This is a genomic window from Corallococcus sp. 4LFB, from assembly GCF_046520365.1.
GTDB classification, from domain to species: domain Bacteria; phylum Myxococcota; class Myxococcia; order Myxococcales; family Myxococcaceae; genus Corallococcus; species Corallococcus caeni.
In genome coordinates this window covers 1-6,298 of the sequence record NZ_JBKGHJ010000476.1, presented here as the reverse complement: position 1 = coordinate 6,298, position 6,298 = coordinate 1, and the positions used below count along the sequence as shown (strand labels likewise).

Here is a 6,298-nt window from a genome sequence, read left to right as displayed (position 1 = left end):
GGCGGGGGCGGGAGGGGGGCACGGGCGGAGGAACTCCTGGCGCGGGGCGGGTGACGGTGGAGCGCACCCAACCTAACCGATGAGGCCACGAGGGACGTCCGGAATGAAAACAACCCGTCCGCGTCAGACACACCCGAAGGAAAGAGGGATGCCCCCTGCCTGCCTTGACACTCCCGGGGGGCGACAGTAAGCCAGACGGGACCCACTGATGCTTTCGCGCGCCCACACCCTTGCCCGCCTCACCGCGATGCTGCTCGCCGCGCTCTGGGGTGCCCAGCCGCTGGGTCTGGCGCTGCACGTGGAGCAGCACGCGCACCGGTTCTGTCCGCAGCACCAGACGTTCGAAGAGGACGCGCGGCGCGCGAACCCGGCGCTGTCCCGCTTCACCGAGCGCGCCCCCATCCTCGCGTCCGTCCCGCCCGCGGTGGCGGATGCGACGGGCCTCAACCACGAGACGTGCCCGCTGCTCACGGCCGCCCCGCAGGTGGAGGCCCTCCAGGGCGCGGACGTCGCCTCCGCTTCAGCGTGCGTGGTGCGCCAGCACCCGGCCACCGCGCCCCCCCGCTCCTTCGCGCCGCTCGCCATCCTCGACATCGCGCCCAAGGCCTCGCCTCCGACGCACGCGTAGCGCCCGCGTGTCGTGTCCGTGAAGCAGGTCATCAGGTCGACGGTCGTCGTGGGGCGCGCATGCGCATGCTCCTCGATTGGCCGGTCATGAGGAGCACCCCCCGTGTCATCCCTTCCGCGCAGGAATCCCCGCGCCCTCGCCGTCGTGCTCGCCGCGCAGCTGTCCGCGACCGCCGCCTGGGCCCAGCAGTCATCTCCCCCCTCCACCGCGTCTCCCCCTCCCGCTGAAGCCCCTGCCCAGGCCGCGCCCGCCGAGGACGCGCCGGCGCTGAGCCCGGAGGAGATGGAGGAGATAGAGAAGGCGCTGGGCACGGACACGAGCACGCGCGCGCGTCCGTCCGGCGACACGTCCCCGGCCTCGCCCACCGCGACGAACGACTCCGGCGTGACGCCGCTCAAGCTGCCCAACGCCATCTCCGGCGGGACCAACTTCCTCAACCTGAGCTTCATCCTGGACATGGCGCTGGCGGCCTTCTCCAGCAAGGAGCCCCTGCAGGGCGGCGCGCACGACCCCACGCAGAACGGCTTCAACCTGCAGCAATTGGAGCTGTCCATCGGCTCCGTGGTCGACCCGTACTTCCGCTTCGACAGCAACCTCGTCTTCAGCCAGTTCGGCGTGGAGATTGAAGAGGCGTACGTCACCACGCTGGACCTGCCGGCGAACCTCCAGGTGCGCGCGGGCCAGTTCCTCACCCGCTTCGGGCGGATCAACTCCACGCACCCGCACGCGTGGGACTTCGTGGATCAGCCCTTCGTCATGAGCCGCTTCTTCGGCGCGGAGGGCAACCGCGGCCTGGGCGTGGAGGGCTCCTGGCTCACGCCGCTGCCCTGGTACGTGGAGGTGGTGGGCAGCGCCACGGACGCGAAGGGCGAGGCCACCGCGCGCAGCTTCTTCGGCGGCTCGGACGAGCGCGTGCTGTCGCCGCTGGACTTCCAGCTCACCGGCGCGCTGAAGCAGTTCTTCCCGCTGTCGGACGACCTGTCGCTGTTGTGGGGCCTGTCCGCCGCCACGGGCCCCAACGCCACGGGCTACCGCAACCACACCAGCATCTACGGCACGGACGTCTACCTGAAGTTCCGGCCCATCACGTCGCAGAGCGCGCAGCAGCTGGTGCTCCAGGCGGAGGTGCTCTACCGCCGCAGGCAGGCGCCGGAGGACGTGCTGTCGGACTGGGGCGGCTATGCGCAGACGGTGTGGCGCTTCTCCAACCGCTGGGCCACGGGCGTGCGCTACGAGTTCGGCACGGCCGCGAAGACGCAGGAGGGCCGCGTCGCGAATGATCCGCTGGACCCCGAGTGGATCTCCGACCGCCAGCGCATCACCGCGGAGGTGACGTTCTGGCCCACGGAGTTCTCCCGCCTGCGCCTGCAGGCCGCCACGGACCGCGTGGGCTGGCGCGAGTCGCCGGACTACTCGGCCTTCCTCGCCCTTGAAGTCGTGACCGGCGCCCACGGTGCCCATGCGTTCTGACCCCTTCTTCCGGAGCCCTTCCATGCGTTCCCTTCGCCTGTTCGCGGCCATGTGCGCCGCCGTCGTCAGCCTCACCGCCGTTCCCGCCCGCGCGGACCTGAAGGTCGTCGCCACCCTCCCGGACCTGGCCGCGCTGGCGCGGGCCGTGGGCGGGGACAAGGTGGACGTCACCGCGCTCGCGCTGGCCACGCAGGACCCGCACTTCGTGGACGCCAAGCCGAACCTGGCGCTCGCGCTCAACCGCGCGGACCTGCTCATCGCCGCGGGCCTGGACCTGGAGATCGGCTGGCTGCCCACGCTCCAACTGGGCGCGCGCAACAGCCGCATCCAGACGGGCAACCCGGGCTACCTGGACGCGTCGCGGTCCGTGAACCTCCAGGAGGTGCCCGCGGGGCAGGTGGACCGCAGCCAGGGTGACGTGCACCCCGGCGGCAACCCGCACTACCTCTATGATCCGCGGCAGGCGCTGAAGGTCGCGGCGGCCATCGAGGCGCGCATGTCGCAGCTGGATGCGAAGAACGCCGCCGCCTACAAGGCGAACCTCGCGAAGTTCACGCAGGAGGTGCAGGCGGCGCAGGCGGGCTGGGAGAAGCGGCTGGCGGGCCTCAAGGGCGTGCCCGTCATCGCGTACCACCGCACGACGGCGTACCTGCAGGACTGGCTGGGCTTCACCACCCTCGCGTTCCTGGAGCCCAAGCCGGGCATCCCGCCGAACCCGTCCCACGTCGCGAAGGTGCTGGCGAAGGGCAAGGCGAACAACGTGAGGCTGGTGGTCCGGGAGGATTACTACCCGGACAACATCGCGAGGCTCGTGGCGTCGAAGATCCCCGCCGTGCTCGTCACGCTGCCCGGCGGCACCGACTTCCGCTCGGGCCAGACGTACGTGCAGCGCATGGAGCTGATGGTGACCCGGCTGGAGCAGGGCCTCGCCGGGAAGGGGATGACGCCATGAGGCGCTTCTCTTCCCGCTTCTCTTCCAGAGCATGGCTGCTCCCCTTCGCGCTCGTGTCCGGGTGCGCGTTCGACGCGGGCGAGGGCTTCGCGGTGCTGGAGCCCTCCGTCGAGGCCGCGTACACGCCGCTGTCCGGCCGGAACGCGGGCGACGGCTACCAGGCGCTCGCCTCCGACTTCCAGCTGCGCCTGGACACCGGCACGGTGAGCCTGGGCAGCATCGACCTGCTGGCCAGCTCCGGCGGGGGCGGCGGCACGACGTTCGACCCCTCCTCCCCGCCGCCGGGCTACACGCTGTGCCACAACGGGCACTGCCACAGCGACTCCGGGGCGCTCGTGGACTACGAGGACATCCAGGCGGAGCTGGGTGGCGGTGGCAGCACCACCGTGACGGTGGCCAACCTCCCGGTGGACGCGGAGCTGGACCTGCTGTCGCCCGCGGCGCGCGGCCTCACCTGTGAGCCCGCGTGCGAGCTGGGGAGGACGACGCTGTCGCGCGGGCGCTGGTCCGTCACCGGCCTGCGCATGACGGGCAGCGTGCGCGATGGCCGCGTCCGGCGCGCTTCGCCGGGGCCCTGCCCTTCCGCCTCACCGCGACGGTGGCGGGCGCGGAGGCCACGCCGGTGGCGGTGCTCACCGGCGACCTGGACGTGCCCTCCGACCGTGAGAACGCCCCGCGCGTGGCGCTGGGCCTGAGGCTGGAGCTGACGCCGGCCCTCTTCGACGCGGTGGACTGGGCCGCCGCGACGCCAGGCGCCGACGGCGTGGTGGACCTGGACGCGCCCGTGAACGCGGCGGTGCGCGCCGCGCTCCTGGAGAAGGTGGCCGCCCTGAGCCCCACCGCGGAGGTGAACCGTGGCTCACGGTGATTCCGAGACAGAGCTGGACCGGGGACACCGCGCCGCGGCGCCAGCGGAGCCAGGCGAGCCGCTCTTGAAGTGCGAGCAGCTCGTCATCGGCTACGGGGGCAAGGACATCCTGCCGCCCATGGACCTGGTGGTGCGCCGCCGCCAGTTCGTGGCGGTGGTGGGCCGCAACGGGTCCGGCAAGAGCACCTGGTTCAAGACGCTGCTGGGGCTCATCCCTCCGGTGTCCGGCCGCATCACCCTGGGCGCGCCGCACATCCGCAGCGCGTACGTGCCGCAGATGTCCGCCATCGACTCGCTGCTGCCCGTGCACGCGCGGGAGCTGACCAGCTGGGGGCGGCTGTCCGGGTGGAACTTCCTGCGGCCCTTCCCCAGCAAGGCGGACCGGCAGAAGGTGGAGGCGGCGCTCGACACGGCGGGCGCGCGCGGCATCGCGAAGCGGCCCTTCCGCGACCTGTCCGGCGGCGAGAAGCAGCGCGCGCTGCTGGCGCGGGTCATCGCCACGGAGGCGGACGTGGTGCTGCTGGATGAACCCACCGCCGCGATGGACGCCGTGGCGGAGAAGCAGACGATGCTGCGGTTGTGCGCGCTCGCGCACGACCGGGGCCTGGGCGTGGTGGTGGTGAGCCACGACCTGTCCGTCGCCGCCGAGCATGCCGACGTCATCCTCTTCGTGGACCGCGAGCACCGCTGCTTCGTCATGGGCGATGCGCGCACCGTGTTCTGCCACCCCGCCTTCCGCCGCCAGTACGGCGACGACTACTGCCACAGCGCGCCCCAGGGACCCCACCGTGGAAACAACCCTGCTTGAGCCCTCGAAGTGGGAACAGTTCCAGGCGGGCTGGGAGCTGTTCCGCGACCCCATCCTCTGCGCGCTCATCGCCGGGTGCGTGCTGGGCTTCCTCAGCGTCTACGTCGTGCTGCGGCGCATGGTGTTCGTCAGCGCGGCGGTGACGAACACCGCGGGCCTGGGCGTGGCGCTGGCCTTCTTCGCGGAGATCCACCTGGGCGTGCACGTGGATCCGCTGATTGGCGCGGTGGTGCTGTCGGTGGCGGCCACGCTGCTGCTGATGGTGGAGCCCGCGCGGCTGCGGCTGTCCCGGGAGAGCCTGCTGGGGTGCGCGTTCGCCTTCGCGGGCGGCGCGGCCATCCTGGTGGGCGACCGCATCGCGCAGGAGGCGCACGACATCCAGGGCATCCTCTTCGGCACCGCGGTGCTGGTGACGCCGGATCAGCTCCAGGCGGTGGCGGTGGCGGGCGCGGTGCTGATGGTGCTGCACCTGTGGTGGTTCCGGGGCATCGCCTTCGTGAGCTTCGACCGCATCGGCGCCACCGTGCAGGGGCTGCCGGTGAAGCTGCTGGACACGGTGTTGATGGTGTCCATCGGCATCATGGTGGGCGTGTGCGCGCGGGCGCTGGGCGCCCTGCCCGTCTTCGCGTTCTCCACGCTGTCGGCCATCGCCGCGCTGGTGCTGGACCTGCGGCTGCCGTGGACCTTCTTCACGGCGACCGTGCTGGGCGGCATCGCGGGCGCGGGCGGCTACCTGTTCGCGTACTTCTACGACTTCCCGGTGGGCGGCTCGCAGACCGTCCTGTCCGGGGTGCTGGTGCTGCTGATGATGCTCGTGCGCCTGGTGCAGGTGCCCTTCAGGCGCGGGGCGTGAGCGGCGGCTCCGCCGTCGTCCCTTTGCTTCAGCGGACGGCGGCGGACACCTTCTTGAACTCGGGCGTGCCCGCGCGGCCCAGCATGTCGAACAGGGCCGACTCCACGGTGAGGATGCGGGCGCCCGCGTCGCGGCACAGCTCCAGCCCCACGCGGCGGTCCTCCTCCGCGCGGACAGCACGGCGTCCGCGAGCAGGCACGGCTCCCGGCCGCTGTCCGCCAGGTCGCGCGCCGTCTGGAAGACGCAGATGTGCGTCTCCATGCCGGTGAGCAGCACCTGCTTGCGGTCCCCCAGCACGGAGAGCACGTCCGGCGTGGCGGCGGAGAACTCAATCTTCTCCAGCGGCTTGAACTCCCCCAGGCGCAGCTTGAGGAGCGAGTGCGTGCGGCCCAGCCCTTGCGGGTACTGCTCCGTGACGATGACGGGCAGGCCCAGGGCCCGCGCGCCCTCGACGGCGGCGCCGGTGCGCGCGAGCATGCGGTCCAGGGCGTCGCGGTCCATCGCGGCGCACAGGCGCTCCTGGATGTCGACGACGAGCAGCGCGGCCTGCTCGGGCTTCAGGCGGAACGACGGCATGGGCGGCTCCTTGGAGGATGGCCCCTAGTGACGCGAACGCCGCGCCTCTCGTCAAGCGCGGCGGCGCGTGCGCTCAGCCGCCGTGAACGGTCCAGGTCGCTTCCCCGCCCCGGGGTGCGGGCGCGGTGTCCACCGGCGCGTCG

7 protein-coding genes and 1 pseudogene are annotated in these 6,298 nt (G+C 72.1%); 7 read left to right on the top strand and 1 reads right to left on the bottom strand.

What is annotated here, in order from left to right:
• The first annotated feature begins 208 nt into the window (after window positions 1–208).
• The 7 genes from ACLEQD_RS34495 to ACLEQD_RS34465 all read left to right on the top strand — a co-directional run bounded on the left by ACLEQD_RS34495 (window position 209) and on the right by ACLEQD_RS34465 (window position 5,579).
• Entirely contained in the window at window positions 209–628 is a 420-nt protein-coding gene (locus ACLEQD_RS34495) for a hypothetical protein (protein ID WP_410389931.1), read from the top strand.
• Between the two features lie 102 nt (window positions 629–730).
• The gene (locus ACLEQD_RS34490; protein ID WP_410389929.1) at window positions 731–2,098 is read left to right on the top strand and encodes a zinc-regulated TonB-dependent outer membrane receptor; all 1,368 of its coding nucleotides are present in this window, start codon (window positions 731–733) and stop codon (window positions 2,096–2,098) included.
• Window positions 2,099–2,120: 22 nt separating this feature from the next.
• Window positions 2,121–3,050, top strand: a complete 930-nt coding sequence (locus ACLEQD_RS34485) for a metal ABC transporter substrate-binding protein (protein WP_410389927.1) — start codon at window positions 2,121–2,123, stop codon at window positions 3,048–3,050.
• Complete coding sequence (locus tag ACLEQD_RS34480; RefSeq protein WP_410389925.1) at window positions 3,047–3,745, top strand: hypothetical protein; 699 nt, start codon at window positions 3,047–3,049, stop codon at window positions 3,743–3,745. The genes ACLEQD_RS34485 and ACLEQD_RS34480 overlap by 4 nt, the downstream gene beginning before the upstream one ends.
• Window positions 3,730–3,918: a hypothetical protein gene (locus tag ACLEQD_RS34475; RefSeq protein ID WP_410389924.1), complete on the top strand. Its 189-nt coding sequence runs from the start codon at window positions 3,730–3,732 to the stop codon at window positions 3,916–3,918. Before ACLEQD_RS34480 ends, ACLEQD_RS34475 begins: the two co-directional genes overlap by 16 nt.
• Complete coding sequence (locus ACLEQD_RS34470; RefSeq protein WP_410389922.1) at window positions 3,905–4,726, top strand: metal ABC transporter ATP-binding protein; 822 nt, start codon at window positions 3,905–3,907, stop codon at window positions 4,724–4,726. The genes ACLEQD_RS34475 and ACLEQD_RS34470 overlap by 14 nt, the downstream gene beginning before the upstream one ends.
• Entirely contained in the window at window positions 4,707–5,579 is an 873-nt protein-coding gene (locus ACLEQD_RS34465; protein WP_410389920.1) for a metal ABC transporter permease, read from the top strand. The genes ACLEQD_RS34470 and ACLEQD_RS34465 overlap by 20 nt, the downstream gene beginning before the upstream one ends.
• A gap of 28 nt (window positions 5,580–5,607) precedes the next feature.
• On the opposite strand, the pseudogene ACLEQD_RS34460 reads toward ACLEQD_RS34465, so the two are convergent.
• Window positions 5,608–6,155: pseudogene (locus tag ACLEQD_RS34460) on the bottom strand (isochorismatase family protein).
• Between the last annotated feature and the right edge of the window lie 143 nt (window positions 6,156–6,298).

Excerpts from the sequence above, each read along its gene's own strand:
- ACLEQD_RS34485 (WP_410389927.1), top strand. The coding sequence starts at position 2,121 with ATGCGTTCCCTTCGCCTGTTCGCGGCCATGTGCGCCGCCGTCGTCAGC.
- ACLEQD_RS34480 (WP_410389925.1), top strand. The coding sequence starts at position 3,047 with ATGAGGCGCTTCTCTTCCCGCTTCTCTTCCAGAGCATGGCTGCTCCCC.
- ACLEQD_RS34495 (WP_410389931.1), top strand. The coding sequence starts at position 209 with ATGCTTTCGCGCGCCCACACCCTTGCCCGCCTCACCGCGATGCTGCTC.